This window comes from Paraburkholderia sartisoli (assembly GCF_900107685.1).
Classification (GTDB): domain Bacteria; phylum Pseudomonadota; class Gammaproteobacteria; order Burkholderiales; family Burkholderiaceae; genus Paraburkholderia; species Paraburkholderia sartisoli.
The window spans coordinates 182,206-199,815 of record NZ_FNRQ01000001.1 but is presented as its reverse complement, the minus strand read 5'-3'; the positions used below and the strand labels follow the sequence as shown (position 1 = coordinate 199,815).

The 17,610-nt window shown below is 63.5% G+C and carries 18 protein-coding genes and 1 pseudogene; 3 read left to right on the top strand and 16 right to left on the bottom strand.

Features of this window, described 5'->3' with window-relative positions:
- Positions 1-3 precede the first annotated feature (3 nt).
- From BLV45_RS00975 to BLV45_RS00965, 3 genes are all read right to left on the bottom strand, one after another.
- Positions 4-1,020 (bottom strand): SIS domain-containing protein, encoded by a 1,017-nt coding sequence (locus BLV45_RS00975; protein WP_176954045.1) that lies wholly within the window; start codon positions 1,018-1,020, stop codon positions 4-6.
- Complete coding sequence (gene nagA / locus BLV45_RS00970) at positions 1,004-2,107, bottom strand: N-acetylglucosamine-6-phosphate deacetylase (protein WP_090527658.1); 1,104 nt, start codon at positions 2,105-2,107, stop codon at positions 1,004-1,006. Before nagA ends, BLV45_RS00975 begins: the two co-directional genes overlap by 17 nt.
- 62 nt (positions 2,108-2,169) lie before the next feature.
- Complete coding sequence (locus BLV45_RS00965; RefSeq protein WP_090527655.1) at positions 2,170-2,904, bottom strand: GntR family transcriptional regulator; 735 nt, start codon at positions 2,902-2,904, stop codon at positions 2,170-2,172.
- Between the two features lie 376 nt (positions 2,905-3,280).
- Between BLV45_RS00965 and BLV45_RS00960 the strand changes: the two are divergent.
- Positions 3,281-3,727: pseudogene (locus BLV45_RS00960) on the top strand (MarR family winged helix-turn-helix transcriptional regulator); the annotation flags it as partial.
- Between the two features lie 162 nt (positions 3,728-3,889).
- Here the strand turns inward: BLV45_RS00960 and BLV45_RS00955 are convergent.
- Both BLV45_RS00955 and BLV45_RS00950 read right to left on the bottom strand, forming a co-directional pair.
- A complete protein-coding gene (locus BLV45_RS00955) occupies positions 3,890-4,702 on the bottom strand; it encodes a MetQ/NlpA family ABC transporter substrate-binding protein (RefSeq protein WP_090527652.1) in 813 nt (270 codons plus the stop codon).
- A gap of 246 nt (positions 4,703-4,948) precedes the next feature.
- Complete coding sequence (locus BLV45_RS00950) at positions 4,949-6,766, bottom strand: methyl-accepting chemotaxis protein (RefSeq protein ID WP_090527649.1); 1,818 nt, start codon at positions 6,764-6,766, stop codon at positions 4,949-4,951.
- Between the two features lie 247 nt (positions 6,767-7,013).
- Here BLV45_RS00950 and BLV45_RS00945 point away from each other — a divergent pair, with 247 nt between their 5' ends.
- Positions 7,014-7,304 (top strand): YciI family protein, encoded by a 291-nt coding sequence (locus tag BLV45_RS00945; RefSeq protein WP_090527646.1) that lies wholly within the window; start codon positions 7,014-7,016, stop codon positions 7,302-7,304.
- 119 nt (positions 7,305-7,423) lie between these two features.
- Here BLV45_RS00945 and BLV45_RS00940 read toward each other — a convergent pair whose 3' ends face one another.
- The 5 genes from BLV45_RS00940 to BLV45_RS00920 are packed head-to-tail and all read right to left on the bottom strand — an operon-like array spanning position 7,424 to position 11,595.
- The gene (locus BLV45_RS00940; RefSeq protein WP_090527642.1) at positions 7,424-8,038 is read right to left on the bottom strand and encodes an SCO family protein; all 615 of its coding nucleotides are present in this window, start codon (positions 8,036-8,038) and stop codon (positions 7,424-7,426) included.
- 4 nt (positions 8,039-8,042) lie between these two features.
- Complete coding sequence (cyoE, locus tag BLV45_RS00935) at positions 8,043-8,948, bottom strand: heme o synthase (protein ID WP_090527639.1); 906 nt, start codon at positions 8,946-8,948, stop codon at positions 8,043-8,045.
- A 6-nt stretch (positions 8,949-8,954) separates the two neighbouring features.
- Positions 8,955-10,064, bottom strand: a complete 1,110-nt coding sequence (locus BLV45_RS00930; protein WP_090527636.1) for a COX15/CtaA family protein — start codon at positions 10,062-10,064, stop codon at positions 8,955-8,957.
- A 57-nt stretch (positions 10,065-10,121) separates the two neighbouring features.
- Positions 10,122-10,823, bottom strand: coding sequence for an SCO family protein (locus BLV45_RS00925; RefSeq protein WP_407670925.1), 702 nt, complete (start codon positions 10,821-10,823; stop codon positions 10,122-10,124).
- 55 nt (positions 10,824-10,878) lie between these two features.
- On the bottom strand, positions 10,879-11,595 hold the full coding sequence (locus BLV45_RS00920; protein WP_090527631.1) for an SURF1 family protein: 717 nt from the start codon (positions 11,593-11,595) through the stop codon (positions 10,879-10,881).
- An 87-nt stretch (positions 11,596-11,682) separates the two neighbouring features.
- Between BLV45_RS00920 and BLV45_RS00915 the strand changes: the two genes are divergently transcribed.
- A complete protein-coding gene (locus BLV45_RS00915; protein WP_090527628.1) occupies positions 11,683-11,892 on the top strand; it encodes a twin transmembrane helix small protein in 210 nt (69 codons plus the stop codon).
- Between the two features lie 266 nt (positions 11,893-12,158).
- On the opposite strand, the gene BLV45_RS00910 is transcribed toward BLV45_RS00915, so the two are convergent.
- The 6 genes from BLV45_RS00910 to coxB form a co-directional block, all read right to left on the bottom strand.
- The gene (locus BLV45_RS00910; RefSeq protein ID WP_090527626.1) at positions 12,159-13,016 is read right to left on the bottom strand and encodes a cytochrome c oxidase subunit 3; all 858 of its coding nucleotides are present in this window, start codon (positions 13,014-13,016) and stop codon (positions 12,159-12,161) included.
- Positions 13,017-13,161: 145 nt separating this feature from the next.
- Positions 13,162-13,365, bottom strand: a complete 204-nt coding sequence (locus BLV45_RS00905; protein WP_090527623.1) for a DUF2970 domain-containing protein — start codon at positions 13,363-13,365, stop codon at positions 13,162-13,164.
- A 32-nt stretch (positions 13,366-13,397) separates the two neighbouring features.
- Complete coding sequence (locus BLV45_RS00900) at positions 13,398-14,009, bottom strand: cytochrome c oxidase assembly protein (RefSeq protein ID WP_090527620.1); 612 nt, start codon at positions 14,007-14,009, stop codon at positions 13,398-13,400.
- 45 nt (positions 14,010-14,054) lie between these two features.
- Positions 14,055-14,189 carry a cytochrome oxidase small assembly protein gene (locus BLV45_RS27730; RefSeq protein WP_090527618.1) on the bottom strand — a complete coding sequence of 45 codons (135 nt, stop codon included), beginning with the start codon at positions 14,187-14,189 and terminating at the stop codon, positions 14,055-14,057.
- A gap of 106 nt (positions 14,190-14,295) precedes the next feature.
- A complete protein-coding gene (ctaD, locus tag BLV45_RS00890) occupies positions 14,296-15,903 on the bottom strand; it encodes a cytochrome c oxidase subunit I (protein ID WP_090527615.1) in 1,608 nt (535 codons plus the stop codon).
- Positions 15,904-15,946: 43 nt separating this feature from the next.
- On the bottom strand, positions 15,947-17,599 hold the full coding sequence (gene coxB, locus BLV45_RS00885; RefSeq protein WP_090527613.1) for a cytochrome c oxidase subunit II: 1,653 nt from the start codon (positions 17,597-17,599) through the stop codon (positions 15,947-15,949).
- Positions 17,600-17,610: the final 11 nt, after the last annotated feature.

Here is a 17,610-nt window from a genome sequence, read left to right as displayed (position 1 = left end):
CGATCAGTGAGTTTCGGTGACTTTATTCAGATGGCGCGGCGCATCGGGATTGCGTCCGCGAGCGGCGGCAAGACCGTCGGCCATCACATAAAAGGAAAGAATCGCGGCGACGGGATCGAGCGCCGGATGATCGGTCAAGACGAGCGGCAACGTCGCTTCCGGCACGTCGGCCGGTGCGGCGAGCAGCACGTGTGCGCCGCGCGCCCGCATGTCGCGCGCGAGCTGAATCAGGCCTGCCTGTTCGGGACCGCGCGGCGCGAACACCAGCAGCGGATAGTCGCGGTCGATCAGTTCCATCGGACCGTGACGCACTTCCGCGCTCGAAAACGCTTCCGCCTGGATACCCGAGGTTTCCTTCAGCTTCAGCGCGGCTTCCTGCGCGACCGCGAGGCCGAGCCCCCGGCCGATCACGATCATGCGTTCGACGCCGCGCAGCGCCTCGACGGCCGTGCGCCAGTCGAGCGCACCGGCCTGGCGCAACGCGTCGGGCAGCGTGTTCAACGCGGCCAGCAGGGCTTCGTCGCGCTGCCAGTGCGCGACGAGCTGCGCGGACAACGCCAGCATCGCGATGTAGCTCTTGGTCGCGGCGACGCTCAGTTCCGGGCCCGCCAGCAGCGGCAGATGAAACTCGCACGCATCCGCGAGCGGTGACGACGGCGCGTTCACGGCGGCAATCGTCAGCGCGCCGGCATCGCGCAACGCGACCATCGTGCCGACGAGGTCCGGGCTCTTGCCCGACTGGGAAAACGCGAGCGCGACCTGATCGCGCACCTGCAGCGGCGCCTGCTGCAGCGTCGCGACCGACATCGGCAGCGACGCGACCGGCACGCCGAGACGGCTCATCGTCAGGCTTGCGAAGTAACTCGCAGCGTGGTCCGAGCTGCCGCGTGCGACCGTCAGCGCGACGTGCCGCGGCAGTGCCACGAGTTTGCGGGCGAGCGCTTCGACACGCGACGTATCCGCAAGCTGTGCGGCGACTACGTCGGCGGACGCCAACGCTTCATCAAGCATATTCGACAATCGATTCTCCTTCGACGTATGTCGCGGTCAACGCCAGTTCACGATCGAACACGACGACATCGGCCCACGCACCGCGCGCGATGCGGCCGCGATCCTCGATGCCCAGGTAGTCGGCGGCGTAGCGCGACAGACGGTTTGAAACATCGGCCATCGGCAGGCCGAGCGAGACAAGGTTGCGCAGCGCCTGATCCATCGTCAGGGTGCTGCCGGCGAGCGTGCCGTCGGCAAGACGCACGCCGCCGAGACACTTCGTGACATGCTGGCTGCCAAGGCGATACTCGCCGTCCGGCATGCCGGTTGCCGACGTGCTGTCGGTCACCACATACAGACGCGGAATCGCGCGCATCGCGGCGCGGATCGCGCCCGGATGCACGTGCAGCAGGTCAGGAATGATTTCGGCGAATTCGGCATGCGCGAGCGCGGCGCCGACAAGGCCAGGATTGCGGTGATGCAGCGGCGACATCGCGTTGAACAGGTGCGTGAAACCGCACGCGCCGTGCTTCAGCGCGGCGACGGCGTCGTCGTACGTGCCGAGCGAATGGCCGAGCTGCACGCGCACGCCGCGCGCCGCCATCTCGCTGATGATGTCCATGTGGCCGGAAATTTCCGGCGCCAGCGTGACGACACGGATCGGCGCGATCGACAGATACTTCAGCACTTCGTCGAGCACCGCGGAGACCGCGGCGTCCGGCTGCGCGCCAAGCTTGCCCGGGTTGATGTATGGACCTTCCAGATGCACGCCGAGCACGCGGGCACCGCCCGGCGTGCGCACGCGCACCACGTCGCCGAGATTCGCGACAACGTTCATCAGTTCGGCGCGCGGCGCGGTCATCGTGGTGGCGAGCAGGCTCGTCGTACCGAAGCGCGCGTGCGTGCGGGTGATCGTCTCGATCGCGTTGCCGGCTTCCATCACGTCGGAGCCGCCGCCGCCATGCACGTGCAGGTCGATGAAGCCCGGCAGGATGTACGGATCGTCGTTCTGCGAAGGATCGGCGCGCTCGCCTTTCAGCGACGTGATGCGGCCGTTTTCGAATTCGATCGTGCCGTTGATCCAGCCATCGGTGGTGAGTATGTTTCCGGTCAGCATGTGTCTCTCGGATGATGCGTCGTGCATTTTCATGACTGCTTCCGCCTGGTTCCTGTTCCGCGCTACTGCCGCAATTCGGCGACGAAGTCGTAGTAGTCGTCGCGGCAATAGGTGTCGGTGAGTTCGATCGCGCGCTGGTCGGCGCTGTAGCCGATGCGGGTGATCACGAGCAGCGCGGTGCGCGGCTCGATGTCCATCAGGCCGGCGATCTCGCTCGTTGCGTTGACGGCCCGGAAGTGCTGCAACGCGCGTACCACGGCCATGCCGCGCTGCTCCAGATAGCTGTAAAGCGACAGGCCGATGGCCTGCGGATCCGGCACGATCGAAGCGGGCAGCGCCGAGTGTTCGACCGCCATCACGATGCCGTCGGCGCGGCGCAGACGCCGCAGGCTCGCGACCGGTGCGCCCGGCGACAGGCCGAGATGCACGACTTCTTCGCGATTGGCCGAACGGATCTCGCGTTCGAGCCACACGGAATCGGGGTGAAAGCCGCGCTGCTCCATCTTCTTCGTGAAACCCGTGAGACGGGAGAGCGGATCTTCGACGCGCGGCGTGATGAAGCTGCCGGCGCCCCGCGCGCGGCGGATCAAGCCCTGCTCGACGAGCAGTTCGATCGCCTTGCGCGCGGTAATGCGCGAAACGCCGATGGCGTCGGACAGCGAGCGCTCGGACGGCAGCGCCTCACCCGCCGACCAGACGCCGCAATGGATCGCCGTCGCGAGATTGCGCGCGAGTTGCAGGTAGAGCGGCGTGACGTTACGCACGTCAGGCATCAGGGCGGACCAGCGAGTTTCCATGGGGCTCCGGCGGTCGGGGAACGAGAGCGCGGCTTGTCGAAATTGGAGCCCATTATATAACCAACATAATACCAGTCAAACTCGGTCGATCTTGAGTCAGGAAACCAGTATAACATTTTGATAATTAACGAATTATCATGGCTCTCAAGAGCGTTTCGATAGCAGAAACAGGATCGGGATTTACCCGTACAGACCTGATTTTGGCATTCATAAACCGCCACTGGTCCGCCTCAAAAGAGCCCAGTTCGCGCAGAACACATACCTCTTTAATACCAGCGTATCGACCTCGTCCGCTTTTGACCCTGGTTTGTAAAAGGGATGGAATCACATATAGAGTGACGGCTTGATCGTCGAAGAAAACGTCGGAGAGCCTGCGTTGAATGATTCCGCGGTACGACAGCGCGCTCACGTGGTGCGCCATTTCAACCGCTTCTATACGCAGCGCATCGGCGCGCTGCACGAGCGCCTGCAGAAAAGTCCGTTCTCGCTGACCGAGGTGCGCGTGCTACACGAATTGCAGCGGGGTCGCGCGAATACCGCGGCGGCGCTCGCCCGCAATCTGGGCCTCGACAGCGGCTATCTGAGCCGCCTGCTCACGGGCTTCGAGCGTCGCAACCTGATTTCGCGTCGCCCTTCGGAAGCCGACGCGCGCCAGTCGCTTCTCACGCTCACCGACGCAGGGCGCGCCGCGTATGAACCGCTCGACGAAGCCGCCAACGCGGAGGTATGCGCGCAGTTGATACGGCTCGATCCGGCGGAACAGGAGCAGCTCGTCGCGGCGATGCAACTGATCGAGCGGCTGCTCGGCAACGGGATCCAGCACGGCGAAAACTGATCGACGGTTGCGGGGACTGGCGACTGAATTTTCGTCTGGCTACGTCGTGGGCAACAAAAAAGCGCCAGGGTTGCCCGTGGCGCTTTTGCTTGCCGCTCGATGGTTCAGGATCGTGGATTGCCCTCGATCCTGCGTGCTACGGCGTGCAAATCAGAATGACGGCACGACCGAGCCCTTGAACTCCGTCTTGATGAACTGGCGCACGTCTTCCGACTGATACGCCGCGACCAGTTTCTTCACCCACGGCTTGTCCTTGTCCTGCGCGCGCACGGCGATCAGGTTCGCGTACGGACTGTGGATGTCTTCGAGCGCGATCGCATCTTTGGTCGGTTGCAGCCCGGCGGCGAGCGCGAAATTCGTGTTGATCGCGGCAGCGTCGACGTCCGACAGCGAGCGCGGCAATTGCGCCGCGTCCAGTTCGATCAGCGTCACCTTCTTCGGGTTTTCGGCGACGTCGAGCGGCGTCGCGTTGTTGCCGTTCGTGCCCGCGCCGGCCTTCAGCCTGATCACGCCCTGCGATTGCAGCAACAGCAGCGCGCGGTTTTCATTCGACGGATCGTTCGGCACGGCGACCTTCGCGCCCTGCGGCAGATCCTTCACCGACTTCAGCTTCTTCGAATAGATGCCGAGCGGCGAGATGTACGTGAGGCCGGCGGTCACGATCTTGTAGCCGCGCTGTTTGACCTGGCTGTCGAGGTAGGGCTGATGCTGGAAGCTGTTGGCGTCGAGGTCGCCCGCGTCGAGCGCGGCGTTCGGCTGCACGTAGTCGTTGAATTCGATGACCTTCACGTTCAGGCCGTCGCGCTTCGCGACTTTCTGCACGACCGCCCAGATCTGCGCGTCAGGGCCGCTGATCGTACCGACCTTGATGACCTTGTCGTCGGCGTGCGCGGTGAAGCTGGTCGCGAATGCGGCCGTCGCGAGGAAGGTGGAGAGGGTTTTGAGGAGTGTTCTACGCTGCATGGATTATCCGATTGTGTTGCATTGATTCAGTTTCGATAGTTCGCGAGAGGCGCGCCGGGACTGTCTTCTGCCTTCGCAGTCCGCTGGACCCCAAATGGTCTCATACGCCCCATGCGAAGGGAAATATCGCGATGGCATATGGGTATGCGGGCCAGACGTGGAAAGCAAAGCGGATGAAGGGAAAAGCGAGGGGTATCGGACAGCGGGCCGCTGGTTCACCGGCGGCCCGTCTGGGTGAAGCGTGAATCAGAACGTCGTCCAGTCGTCGCCGGACGCGGCGGCTTTGGCTGCAATCGCGTCCACCGGCGACTTCGCGGTGTTCGTCGTGTCGCGGGCTGCGTTGGCGCCGATGGCATGGTCGCGCGCGGCGGGCTTCGGCGCGGGCTTTGCCGCCGTGCCTGCGCTTGCGCTTGCGGTCGGGCGCGTAGCCGTGGACGCGGATGCAGTTGCACGCGTCGTCGACGATTGCAGGGCGCGCGCGGCGACACGCGCGGACGGCTCGACGCGGTCCGCCTGTCCTTCGACACGGAACGCGCTCACGGTGTCGTGCAGACGCGCCGCCTGATCCTGCAGGGAAGCCGCACCGGCGGCCGCTTCCTCGACGAGCGCCGCGTTCTGCTGCGTGACTTCGTCCATCTGCGTGACCGCGCGGCCGACCTGCGAAATGCCGCTGCTCTGTTCTTCGGATGCCGCCGCGATCTCGCCCATGATGTCGGTCACGCGACGCACCGCCTGCAGGATTTCGCCCATCGTCGAACCGGCCTGGCCGACGAGCTCCGAGCCGTTGTGTACGCGTTCCACCGAGTCGCCGATCAGCTGCTTGATTTCCTTCGCCGCGGTCGCCGAACGCTGCGCGAGACTGCGCACTTCGCCCGCCACCACCGCGAAGCCGCGTCCCTGCTCACCGGCACGCGCCGCTTCCACCGCGGCGTTCAACGCGAGAATGTTGGTCTGGAAGGCGATACCTTCGATCACGCCGATGATGTCGGAAATCTTGTGCGAGCTTTCGTTGATCTCGCTCATCGTGCCGATCACGCGGCTCACGACGTCATTGCCGCGCGTCGCGATATCCGACGCGTTGTGCGCGAGTCCACTCGCCTGACGCGCGTTGTCGGCGTTCTGCTTCACGGTCGCCGTCAACTGCTCCATGCTCGCGGCCGTTTCCTGCAGCGATGCGGCCTGTTGCTCCGTGCGCTGCGACAGGTCGCTGTTGCCGGTCGCGATCTGCTGCGTCGCCGATGCAATCGATTCCGCCGAGCGGCGAATCTCGCCGATCGTCCGTTGCAGGCGCGCCTGCATCTGGCTCATCGCGGCCATCATGCTGGTGGTGTCGTTCGGGCGCAGCACGACGGTCTGCGTCAGATCGCCCTGTGCGATGCTGCCGGCAAGACGCGCCGCGAGCTCAGGCTCACCGCCGAGGCTGCCACGCACGTTGCGGATGATCAGCACCATCGCCACCGAAATCACCGCGCCGATCAGAAGCACCACGATCAGGTGACCGAGCAGCGTTTGATAGTACGTCGTGTCGATGTCGCGGATAAAAACGCCGCTCGTGATGTTCCAGTCCCACGGCGCGAAATGCACCACGTAGCTGATCTTCGGCACCGCCGTTTCGCTGTGCGGCAAGCGGCCACGATACTCGGCGAAACCACGGCCGGTGGCCTTCGCCGCATCGACGATCGAGACGTAGAGCAGCTTGCCGTCCGGATCCTTGAAGTCGCCGACGGATTTGCCGTTCATTTGCGGCAACGTCGGATGCATCAGCACGGTCGGCTTCGAATCCATCACGAAGAGGTATCCGGATTCACCGTAGCGCATGGTCGCGAGACGCGCGAGCGCTTCGCGCTGCGCGTCGGCTTCGCTCAGCTTGCCGCTCTGCGCCTGCGTGTAATAACCGTTGACGACGCCCTGCGCCGCCTCGACGAGGTTCACCATACCGGCCTTGCGCTCGACGAGCATGGTGCCGCGCGTCTCGACCGCGCTCCATAGCCCGACGCCCAGCAACCCCAGCCATACGAGCGCAAGCGCCAGCCACAGCTTGCGGTTCAGACTCATCCTGCTCATTGTGTTGGTCTCTTTCGTGTGGTTTCTTCCAGTTCACATCCGCTCGCGCCTTTTGGGCGCAAACGATTGCAAGCTGTATAACGGCTGAAAGCTTCACCAACTTGAGAGAAACAGAGACACGGCCAGAACGGCTGCCACGGACACACCGTCCGGATGTATCGCCCGGATCCGGCGGCACCGGTTTTCGCGCTGAACGATAATGACGAAGCGCCGGCGGGCTGCGCCGGTCCATTTTTCAGGAGCTTTCATGTACGTCGTCAATATCACCTACACGGCACCGCTCGATCGCGTCGACGACGCGCTCGAAGCGCACCGCGCATTCCTCGAACAACAATTCAATGCAGGCGTGTTTATCGCCGCCGGGCCGAAGTTGCCGCGCACGGGCGGGATCATTCTTGCCGCGCGAATCGGGCGGGAACGGCTGGACGCCATCCTCGCCACCGATCCATTCGCGCAGCAGCAGCTCGCCACCTACGCCGTCGAGGAATTCAAGGTCACGCGGCTCGCCCCGGGGCTGAATCTGCCCGCGCTGTCGTGAAACGCCGGCGCCAATAGACAACGGCCGGTGAGATTCACCGGCCGTTCGTTGTTGTTTCGTCGCCGTTTCGTTATTTCGCGCTGCACTGCGCTCGCGCGCGTCAGCCGGTCGAACAGCCGTCAGTCGAGCAACAGCTTGATGTCATGCACCCAGGGCGCGGCGCCCTGCCCGTCGCGGGCGAAGAGCCTCAGCTTGCCGTCCGGATCGAACACATAGCTCGCGGCGGTGTGATCCATCGTGTAGCTGTCGGGCGTCTTGCCCGGCACCTTCGCGTAGTAGACCCGGAAGTCCTTCGTCACCTTGACGAGCTGTGCATCGCTGGCCGGCCGCAGGCCGATAAACGTCGGATTGAACGCCGGCACGTATTGCGCCAGCAGCGCGGGCGTATCGCGCTCAGGATCGACGGTTACGAACAGCACCTGCACGCGCCCTGCATCCTTCGGCCCGAGCTGTTGCAGCGCCTGCGAGAGTTCGGCCATCGTCGTCGGGCAGACATCCGGGCAGTGCGTGTAACCGAAGAACAGCACCACCACCTTGCCCTTGAAATCGGCCATGGTGCGCGTCTTGCCGTTCGTATCGGGCAACGAAAAATCGGCGCCGAACTGCGTGTTGCCGGTGATATCGAGGTTCTGGAACGCGGGCGCCTTGTTGCAGCCAGCCATCAACAGCGCGCCGCCAAGCGCGCAGGCTGCCACGGCGACGCGCGCAGCGCGCGCAAGCCTGAGTGTGAGCATGGTGTTATGCGCCGACAAGGACGCGAGCGTAGTGGTCGACCAGAAGCGCCAGGAACAGCAGCGACAGATAAACGATCGAGTAACGGAAGGTTTTACGGGCGAGCGCGTCGGAATATTCCCGATAGATTTTCCACGCATAGCCGAGAAACACGGCGCCGAGCACCACGGCCGCCGCGAGATACAGGGCGCCGCTCATGCCGGAAACGAACGGCATCAGCGTGACGGCGAAAAGAATCACCGTATAGAGCAGGATGTGCAGACGCGTGTACTGCTCGCCGTGCGTGTTGGGCAGCATCGGCAGGCCGGCGTTTTCGTAATCCTTGCGGCGGTAAAGCGCGAGCGCCCAGAAATGCGGCGGCGTCCAGACGAAGATGATCAGCACGAGAATCCACGCGTCGCCCGGCACGTGACCGGTGACGGCCGCCCAGCCGAGCGCGGGCGGCATCGCGCCCGATGCGCCGCCGATCACGATGTTCTGCGGCGTGGCGGGCTTGAGCAGCAGCGTATAGATGACCGCGTAGCCGACAAACGTGGCCACCGTGAGCCACATCGTCAGCGGGTTGGCGAACGTGTAGAGCGTCCACATGCCGAGGCTGCCGAGCACGGCCGAAAACACGAGGATCTGCGTCGTGGTGATCTCGCCGCGCGCGGACGGACGCCATGCGGTGCGACGCATCTTCGCGTCGATTTTCTGTTCGACGAGGCAGTTGATCGCAAATGCGCCGGCGGCCAGCAACCAGATGCCGATCGTGCCGCCGATCAGCGGCTTCCACGGCACCATGCCGGGCGTCGACAGGAACATGCCGATGACCGCGCAGAAAACGGCGAGCTGCGTGACACGCGGCTTCGTCAGCGCGATGTACTGGGAGATCCGGCTACCGGGATGCTGGGGAAGAGTTGTGCTGTCCATGTGGGGTCACGCTGGCGCGGCATCGCGCGCGGGCAACACGGCGCGGCCGGGACGGCTATAAGCGATTCGAAAGTTTAGCATAACGAGCAGCAGCAGCAGGATCGCGGCGCCGCCGTTATGGGCGACTGCAATGGGCAGCGGCCATTGCAGGACGATGTTCGACAGGCCCGTGATGAACTGGATCGCGACGACCAGCAACACGCCGTTCGCCGGCCGCCGCAACGATTCGAAGCGGCGCACTTTCAGCGCGAACCACACGAGATACGCGATCACGACGAGCGCGAACGTGCGATGCGTCCAGTGAATCGCAACCAGTGCGTCCTGCGTGATGAAGTCGCCGTCGCCGGTCATGCCGAGCGCACGCCACAGGTGAAAGCCGCGCTCGAAGTTCATCGGCGGAATCCACTGCCCGTTGCAGGTCGGGAAATCGGTACATGCGAGAACCGCGTAGTTCGTGCTCACCCAGCCGCCCAGCGCGATCTGCACGATCAGCAGAACCAGCGCGGCGAGCGCGGCCGCGCGCCAGCGCGCGGCTTCGGGCTCAAAGGCAGGCAGCGGCGTCTGGCGCGCCGCCAGCCAGCCGAGCGTGCCGAGCAGCGCGAGGCCGAGCAGCAGGTGCGTCGTCACGATCGCGGGCTGCAGCTTCATCGTCACCGTCCACGCGCCGAACGCGCCTTGCACGAGGATCAGCAGCAACAGCGAAGTCGGCCACCACGGCGACACGTGCAGCGGCCGGCGACGCAGCTTCGCCGTCCACGCGATCAGTGTCTGCGCGATGATCAGCACGCCGATCGCCATCGCGAAGTAGCGGTGGATCATTTCGATCCACGCCTTCGACATGCTCACCGGCCCGTCCGGCATCGCCTGATGCGCGGCACGGATCGCGGCATGCGCGATGAACGGCGACGACGTACCGTAGCAGCCCGGCCAGTCCGGACAGCCGAGGCCCGAATCGGTCAGCCGCGTGAAACCGCCGAACATCACGAGGTCGAGCGTCAGGAACGTCGTGATCCAGACAAGCTTGCGAAACTTGTTGTCGTCGGCCTTGACCCAGACGTACGACAGCGGCAACAGCGCAATGCACAGACCAATCAGGCCGAGTTGCAAAACAAACATCTCTCTACCCTTCTCGCGAAAAACGGTGCGCCACGGCGCGGGCGCCGCACCATCACATCAGCCGATACTCGACCACTTGAGCAGCTTCGTCACGTCGCTCCTGATCTTGCTCGGGTCCGGATCTTTCGGAAACCGCATCATCAGATTGCCGTTCGGATCGACCACGAAAATGTGGTCGGTCAGTTTCGTGCCGCTGTCCACCGGCAGCCATGCGGCCACGGCGGACGGATCGGCGATCAGCATGTCGGTGTCGTCGTAGGCGTGTTTGACGACATCCGGAACAGCCGACGAATCGGTGCGCAGCCACACATTGACGACGCGCTCGCGCTCGCCACCCTGCGTCGCGCGGATCTGGCGCATGAAATACAGCTTCGTGACGCAGGCCTTGTCACACGCGCTGCCGTCCACCGAGACCAGCAGCCAGCGACCGCGCAGCGACGTGAGCGGCATTGGCTTGCCGTCTTCGCCGATAACGGTGAGCGAGTCGGGAATCGGACGCTGCGGTTCGACGAGCGTGCCGTAACTCGTCGTGCCGCCCTTCGGCTTGATCACGTAGTACGTGATGTACGACGCGATCACGGGCGCCGCGCAGATGAACGCGATCAGCAGCATCATCCAGCGGCCGCGTTGCCACGAGCCCCGGCGTGCGGGCGGCGTGCCGTTCGATGCGTCTTTGGAAGCCGGCTGGCCGCGCTGCGCGGCTTTTCCGGATTGCGGGGAACGGGGAGATTGCGTCGACACTACTGGACCTCTTTCCATGATTGCGCGATGACGGCCGGTAACGACCCGCGACATGTCGTCGCACGCGATGCATTTACGCGCTGGGCGCGTGCTCTTTCTTCGCGGCGCGACGGGCCGCGTACAGCCCGAATCCGATCGCCGCGGCGGCCATGCCCCACCACTGGAACATGTAGCCATAGTTCGTCTCGACACCCGTCGCGGGCACCGGCCAGTCGCGCACGAGCGTGTCGCCGTCGTCGCTCAGTTGCTGGATCACGAACGGTTGCAGCGTCAGGCCCGTTTCAGTTGCGTAGGCGTTGACGTCGAGATTCTGGCGAATCTGCTGATGCGCGGCCGATCCTCCTTGACCCAGCTCATAAGCCTTGCTCGCATCGGCACGCGCGATGCCCTCGATTTCGATCTCGCCCTTCGGCGTGACGAACGGCTTTATTTCCGTGCGGTCGTTCATGTTGCGCGGCAACCAGCCGCGATTGACGAGCACGTAGCCGCCATCATGCAGTTTAAAGGGCATCACGACGTAAAAGCCGGGCTGGTCGTTATACGGTCGATTGTCCAGGTACACGACCTTCTCCGGCACGAAGCTGCCAAGCGCGCGCACGCGATGGAACTCGATGTCCTTCAACGCGACGGGCGCGGCGGTAATCGTTTGTGCCGGCGCGTGTTCGAACTGCATGATGTGCGCCTGCAGCGCTTCCTTCTGATGCGCGCGGTCGCGCTGCCAGAAACCCAGCCGCACCGTCACGGCGACGACGATCAGAATCAGCACGACGGGGACAAGCCGAAACTTCATCGCACACCACCTGCGGGCACACGCCTCGCAATACACGGTGAGATAATGAGCGTCTTACGTACACGTTCCTGACCGTCAACGGGTTCCATGCATATCCTCATTCCCATCGCCTTCGTCCTCATCATCGCCAGCATGGCTTCGGCGCTGTATTTCATGATGCACGACCGGGGCCAGTCGAAGCGGATGGTCTGGTCGCTCGCCACGCGCGTCGGCCTCTCGATCTCGCTTTTCCTGTTCATCCTGTTCGCACACTGGATGGGCTGGATCCAGTCGACCGGCATTCCGCTCGGCCGCTGATGTTTCGGCGGGCGCTCACTGGCGCCTGCCGGCTCGCTGTGACATCCAGCGCGCTCACCTGACCCTGGGCACTGAGTCGTGCTCACGATAAAGCCCGTCACGTCGCCCGGCCCACGAAGCAAAAACGCCGCCCTGACAGGGTCGAGGGCGGCGCTGCGTCAATACGGCTTACTACCTGACCATTCATTTTTCCGCGCTTCGTTCGAACCACCCGAGGCGCGGCAGGCCGCATCCGCGAAATAAACGCCGATGCAGGCCCGACAGCTTTACAGCCAGTACACGACAACGTACAGCCCAAGCCACACGACGTCCACAAAGTGCCAGTACCAGGCCGCGCCTTCGAACGCGAAGTGATGATCCGCCGTGAAATGGCCGCGGATCATGCGCACCAGAACGACCGCCAGCATCGTGCCGCCGAGGAACACGTGGAAGCCGTGGAAGCCGGTCAGCAGGAAGAACGTCGAGCCATACACGCCCGAAGCCAGCGTCAGGTTCAGTTCGTTGTACGCGTGGAAATATTCGAAGGCCTGAAGGAACAGGAAGCTGACGCCGAGCACGAGCGTCGCGGCGAGCCAGGCGATTGCCTTGCGACGATGATCCTCACGCAGCGCATGGTGCGACACGGTCAGCGTCGCGCCCGACGACAGCAGCAACGCAGTGTTGATGGTCGGCACCGGCCACGGCTGCATCGACTTGAAGTGCGAGACGAGCGCAGCAGGACCATTGTTCGGCCACACCGCCGAGAAATCCGGCCAGATCAGCTTGTAGTCGAGGCTGCCGAGCTGATGCAGCGCGATTTCGCGCGCATAGAACAGCGCACCGAAGAACGCGCCGAAGAACATCACTTCGGAGAAGATGAACCAGCTCATGCTCCAGCGGTACGATGCGTCGACACGCTTGCCGTACATGCCGCTTTCCGATTCGGAGATGGCGTCGCCGAACCAGTGCCACAACGTGAAGAGCAGCCACAGCAGGCCGACGGCCACGCCGAGGGGCCCCCAGCTCGCGTCGTTGATCCACGACGCAAGCGATCCGAGCATGACCAGCAGCCCGACCGCCGCGCTGATCGGGTGCCGCGACGGATGCGGTACGAAATAGTACGGGCTCTCGTTTTGACCGCTCATTCTTGATTCTCCACTTCAGTCCAGTTGTTCCGCTTGGTCCGGTTGGTTCCGGTTTTATCTTCGACGGCGCGTGGATACCGCACCGTTTCACGCTAATTCATGGGTCTTCCTGGACCCGCGCTGCCCGCTTTCATCCGGTACAGCTTTATCCGACCACAAGGCGCACCACGAAGATCAGCACGCCAATGAAGATCGCCGCGCAGATCACTGCTGCGACAACCACATGCAGCGGATTGAGCTGGGTGGCGTCGGCTTCGAGATCGCGCCGTTTGCGCACCCCCAGAAACGACCACAACACCGCCCTCAGCGATTGCCCAAAACTGCTTCTGCGCCTACCGTTGTCGCTCATTCGCCGTCTTCCTCCGCCTCTATCGCACGCCGTCAGGCGGGGTTCCGCGCCCGGGTGTCCGCAGCCGCCTGGTTCGCGGTGTCCTTCGTTGTCGGCGCCGGCGTATTCAGTTCAAAGAACGTGTACGACAGCGTGATCGTCTTCACATCCTTCGGCAGTTTCGGATCGACGACGAACACCACCGGTAACCGCTTCGTTTCGTTGGCAGCCAGCGTCTGCTGCGTGAAACAGAAACACTCGATCTTCTTGAAGTACTCGGTCGCCTCGCGCGGCGCGTAGCTCGGAATCGCCTGCGCATGAACCGTGCGCGCCTGTTCGTTGCTGACCTGGTACATCACCGTTGTTACTTCGCCTGGATGCACGTCCATACTGTGCTGTTCCGGCTTGAAACCGAGCGGGCCGCGCGCGTTCGCATCGAATTCGATCGAAATCGTGCGGCTCATGTCGACCTGCGTATTCTTCGCCTCACGCTCCGTTGCATCGCGCTGCACAAGGTTGTTGATACCCGTAACCTGACAGATCGCGCGATACATTGGCACCAGCGCGAACCCGAAGCCGAACATCATCAGCGCGACGATGAACAGCTTGATCAGCATCGAACGGTTAAAAGAGCGGTCGGCCTCGGCCGGCGGGTGCTTCGACATCGAACTTCCTCAATCACGCTGCCTGGGCAGGTTCAGACAACGCGGTCAACTAAACCAGACCTGCTTGATCACCGCAGCCGTAAAGAAGGCAATCACCACGACGAGCAGGATCAAACCCAGCCGTTTGTTGCCCGCGCGAATCTGCTCGGGAGTACGTCTTTGCTGTGAATTCCGGGTCATGCTCAATTTCTGGGTACCTTGACCTGGCGGCTACGCGGCCACCGCCCGTCTGGCCTCGCGGTCCAGACGGCTTCCGACCGGACCGGGAGGCATTGACCGAAGCGTCTTATTCGACGGTCGGCGGGTTTTCGAACGTGTGGAATGGAGCCGGGCTCGGCACGGTCCATTCGAGGCCCGTTGCGCCGTCCCACGGCTTGTCCGGTGCCTTCTCGAGTTCGCCACCGCCGCGGTAGGCCGGCAGCGCGACGGCGAACAGGAAGTACACCTGTGCCAGACCGAAGCCGAACGCGCCAATCGACACAACCTGGTTCCAGTCGGTGAACTGCGCCGGGTAGTCGGCGTAACGACGCGGCATGCCGGCGAGACCCACGAAGTGCATCGGCAGGAACGCGAGGTTGAAGAAGATCATCGACGCCCAGAAGTGGATCTTGCCGCGCGTCTCGTTGTACATCCAGCCGGTCCACTTCGGCGACCAGTAGTACCAGCCGGAGAAGAGACCGAATAGCGACCCCGCCACCAGCACGTAGTGGAAGTGGGCGACCACGAAATAGGTACCGTGATACTGGATGTCAAGCGGTGCCATCGCGAGCATCAGGCCCGTCAGGCCGCCGAACGTGAACACGAACAGGAAGCCCACCGCGAACAGCATCGGCGTTTCGAAGGAGAGCGAACCGCGCCACATCGTGGCAACCCAGTTGAACACCTTCACGCCCGTCGGCACGGCGATCAGCATCGTCGCGTACATGAAGAACAGCTGGCCCGTCACCGGCATGCCGGTTGCGAACATGTGGTGCGCCCAGACCATGAAGGACAGGATCGCGATCGAAGCCGTTGCGTACACCATCGAGCTATAGCCGAACAGCGGCTTGCGGGCGAAGGCCGGAATCACCTGCGAAACGATCCCGAACGCCGGCAAGATCATGATGTACACCTCCGGGTGACCGAAGAACCAGAAGATGTGCTGGTACATCACCGGATCGCCGCCGCCAGCCGCGCTGAAGAACGACGTACCGAAGTGACGGTCGAACAGCACCATCGTGATCGCGCCAGCCAGAACCGGCATCACGGCGATCAGCAGGTAGGCGGTGATGAGCCACGTCCACGCGAACATCGGCATCTTCATCAGCGTCATGCCCGGTGCGCGCATGTTCAGGATCGTCACGACGATGTTGATACCGCCCATGATCGACGAGGCACCCATCAAGTGGATCGCGAAAATCGCAAAGTCCATGCCCGGGCCCATCTGGGTGGACAGCGGTGCATACAGCGTCCAGCCCGCGGCGGTCGCGCCGCCCGGTGCGAAGAACGAGCTGATCAGCAGCACGGCCGCGACCGGCAGGAGCCAGAAGCTGAAGTTGTTCATCCGCGCGAAGGCCATGTCCGATGCGCCGATCTGCAGCGGCACCATCCAGTTCGCGAAGCCGACGAACGCCGGCATGATCGCGCCGAACACCATGATCAGGCCGTGCATGGTGGTCAACTGGTTGAAGAACTCGGGACGCATGATCTGCAGACCCGGCTCGAACAGTTCGGCGCGGATCGCCAGCGCCATCACGCCCCCGGACAGGAACATGACGAACGAGAAGATCAGGTACAGCGTACCGATATCCTTGTGGTTGGTGGCGTGCAGCCAGCGACGCCAGCCGTGCGGCAACTCATGGGCGTGGTCGCCGTGCTCGTGACCAGCGGCTACATCGTGTCCGATGCTAGACATGACAATCTCCTAAAACGAATACTGCAATGCTGACCGTGACACGTCAGGCCGCTGCGCTGATCTCGACACGCCGGGCTTCTTTCGCGTCAGCACCGCCCGTGATCGTTTCCGGCTTCTTCAGAATAATGTGGTCTTCGGCGATGCCCGCGGCCTTCAGCGCGTCACGCACAGCGAGCGCACGGCTTTTGGCCAGCTTCGCGTTGGCGTCGGCCGAACCTGTCTTGTCGGTGAACCCCGACAGCGTGAACATCGCGTCAGGATGCGCCTTCGCCCAGGCTGCCGCTGCGTCCACCGCCGCTTTCGCGTCGGCCGGCAGCGCGCTCTTGCCCGTCTCGAAGTAGACGCTTGCCGGCAGACCAGCCTGCGGAGCCGAAGCCGCGCTGTCCGGGCCTGCTGCACCCGCCGATGCTGGCGCCGCGCCCGAAGCCGCTTCGGCGCCGCTGGCCGCGGCGGCGTCGCTCGCGCCGGCTGCTGCGCCCGCGCCCGCGTCGGCCAGATGGTTGCCGCCTTCCGGCAGCTTGCCGTTACGGGCGTCGGCGACCTGCTTCGGCTGCAGGATGTCGCCGGTGTGGTTGCCCCATGAGTTACGTTCGTACGTGATAACCGAAGCGATCTCGACGTCGCTCAACGTCGGCGCCCACGAAGGCATCGCGTTCTTGCCCTTCAGCACGAGACTGACGTGTTCCGCGATCGGACCGTTGGCGATCTTGCTGCCGTCGAGCGCCGGGAATGCGCCCGCGCCCTTGCCGTTCGGCTGGTGGCAGACCGCGCAGTTCGCCGCGTAGACCTTGCTGCCGCGCGCCATCAGTTCGGCGAGCGTGTACGTCTTGTTCGGATCGTCGGCGCCGGCGGCCATCTTCTTCTTTTCGTTGTCGACCCACGCTGCGTAGTCTTCTGCCGACAGGACCGTCACGACGACCGGCATGAACGCGTGTTCCTTGCCGCAAAGTTCGGTGCAGAAGCCACGGAAGGTGCCCGTTTTGTCGGCCTTGAACCACGTGTCGCGCACGAAGCCCGGAATCGCATCCTGCTTCACGCCGAAGGCCGGCACGTACCAGGAGTGAACGACGTCGTTCGCGGTGGTGATGATCCGGATCTTCTTGTTGACCGGCACGACGAGCGGGTTGTCGACTTCCTGCAGATACGTATCGGAAATCGGCTGGCGGCCATCCGTTTCAGCACGCGGCGTGGCCAGCGTGGAAAGGAAGCTGATGCCCTCGCCCGGGCCTTTCACGTAGTCGTAGCCCCACTTCCACTGGTAGCCGGTGACCTTGACGGTGAGATCGGCGTTGGTCGTGTCCTTCATCGCAACGACGGTTTTGGTGGCGGGCAGCGCCATCAGAACGACGATGATGAACGGCACGATCGTCCAGATGATTTCGACGGTGGTGCTTTCGTGGAAATTGGCGGCTTTGTGGCCCTTCGATTTGCGGTGAGCAAAGACCGAATAGAACATCACGCCGAACACGCCGATGAAGATCACCGTGCAGAGAATCAGCATGAACGTGTGGAGGCTGTAGAGCTCCTCAGCGATTTTTGTCGCAGGCGGCTGGAGATTGATCTCGTTGACGGCTGGGCCGCCCGGACTATCGCCGACTGCCATGGCCGCACCGGCGAAGAACAGACCGCTAAACGCCAGCACGCCCATGAGGGCTCGCTTGATTGTTTTCATAGCTTCCTTACCCAAATTTTCCATTCAAACCCTCG